We start from the raw sequence: 1,241 nt of genomic DNA on the forward strand, positions 1-1,241 counted from the left end.
CGGATCTTGAAGGCCAGCCTGCCGCCGTCGTCCAGCACCTCCCAGCTCTCGGCCACCCCGCCGATCAGCTGGCTGAAGTCCTTGGGGTCGAGCATGACGAGGCGGGTGTACATCTGCGCCACGATCTCGCCGCCGCTGAACTCGAAGCATTCGGCCGGGTCCAGCGTGATCATGTCGTCGATGTTCTTGGCGATCACCAGCGTGTCGGGTGGGGTGGCGGCACCGGCCCGCCCGAGGCTACCGGCCAGCGTGGCGGGCACGCTCAGCGCCATCGCGGTCAACATCGTCCGGCGTTGCATGGACCTGCTCCGTTTACCCTTCCCATCGTGCTGAGACGGTATCGACGCGCTGCAGCGCGTCAAGTACGGCCGGCGCCTGCCGATTGCCCTTGGCCGCCGCCCTGTCTAGACCGGACCCGCCCCGTCCCGGAGACTGACGCATGCCGAAGCTCGTCGTGGTCGACCATCCGCTGGTCCAGCACAAGCTCGCCCTGATGCGCCGCAAGGAGACGCCCACCGCCGAGTTCCGCCAGCTCGTCAAAGAGATCGCCCTCCTGCTGGGCTACGAGATCTGCCGCGACCTGCCGCTTGAGGAGGTCGAGGTCGAGACGCCTCTGGAGCGCACCACCGTCCGGATGCTCTCGGGCAAGAAGCTCTGCCTGGTCTCGGTGCTCCGCGCCGGCAACGGCCTGCTGGAGGGGATGCTCGACCTGATCCCGTCCGCCAGGGTCGGCCATATCGGGCTGTACCGCGACCCCGAGACGCTGCAGCCGGTCGAATACTACTACAAGGTGCCGAGCGACATCGCCGAGCGCCAGGTGATTCTGGTCGACCCGATGCTGGCCACCGCCAACTCGGCGGTCGCGGCGGTGCACAAGGTCAAGGCCTCGGGTGCCACTGACATCAAGTACGCCTGCCTGCTCGCGGCCCCGGAAGGGGTCGAGAAGTTCCAGGCCGCGCATCCGGACGTGCCGATCTTCACCGCGGCACTTGACCGGGCGCTCAACGACCATGGCTACATCATGCCGGGCCTGGGCGATGCTGGTGACCGGATCTACGGGACACGCTGAACGGAGGGACGAGAATGAGCGGATCGGACGGGCGCCTGCCGGCCGAGCTCAGTGGGCTGCGCGCCAGCATCGACAACCTGGACGCAGCGATCATCCACCTCCTGGCCGAGCGCTTCAAGCTCACCCGGCGGGTAGGCGCACTCAAGGCCGAGCATGGCTTGCCGCCTGCCGA

At 67.8% G+C, this 1,241-nt stretch carries 2 protein-coding genes and 1 pseudogene; 2 read left to right on the plus strand and 1 reads right to left on the minus strand.

The window, feature by feature from the left end; translation table 11 throughout:
- Window positions 1-299: pseudogene (locus EQG76_RS10120) on the minus strand (ABC transporter substrate-binding protein); the annotation flags it as partial.
- A 140-nt stretch (window positions 300-439) separates the two neighbouring features.
- Here EQG76_RS10120 and upp point away from each other — a divergent pair.
- Together upp and EQG76_RS33385 are read left to right on the plus strand one after the other, a co-directional pair.
- Window positions 440-1,069 (plus strand): uracil phosphoribosyltransferase, encoded by a 630-nt coding sequence (gene upp / locus EQG76_RS10125; protein WP_159713008.1) that lies wholly within the window; start codon window positions 440-442, stop codon window positions 1,067-1,069.
- Between the two features lie 14 nt (window positions 1,070-1,083).
- Window positions 1,084-1,241 (plus strand): chorismate mutase (locus EQG76_RS33385; protein ID WP_200840708.1); only part of this gene is annotated, 158 nt, incomplete at its 3' end.

The sequence above is a fragment of the Geminicoccus flavidas genome (genome assembly GCF_009806515.1).
Taxonomy (GTDB): domain Bacteria; phylum Pseudomonadota; class Alphaproteobacteria; order Geminicoccales; family Geminicoccaceae; genus Geminicoccus; species Geminicoccus flavidus.